Origin of the sequence: Natrialba taiwanensis DSM 12281, assembly GCF_000337595.1 — an archaeon.
GTDB classification, from domain to species: domain Archaea; phylum Halobacteriota; class Halobacteria; order Halobacteriales; family Natrialbaceae; genus Natrialba; species Natrialba taiwanensis.
Map to the genome: position 1 here is coordinate 1 of NZ_AOIL01000040.1, position 282 is coordinate 282.

1 rRNA gene is annotated in these 282 nt (G+C 55.3%); it reads left to right on the top strand.

Annotated elements, in window-relative coordinates:
- Positions 1-282, top strand: a 23S ribosomal RNA gene (locus tag C484_RS23900); the annotation flags it as partial.

The following is a 282-nucleotide window of genomic DNA, read 5'->3' on the forward strand; positions in this document are numbered from 1 at the left end:
AACTGTCTAGTAACAACATAGGTGACCGCAAATCCGCAAGGACTCGTACGGTCACTGAATCCTGCCCAGTGCGGGTATCTGAACACCCATTACAATGGGACGAAGGACCCGTCAACGGCGGGGGTAACTATGACCCTCTTAAGGTAGCGTAGTACCTTGCCGCTTCAGTAGCGGCTTGCATGAATGGATCAACGAGAGCGCCACTGTCCCAACGTTGGGCCCGGTGAACTGTACGTTCCAGTGCGGAGTCTGGAGACCCCCAAGGGGAAGCGAAGACCCTAT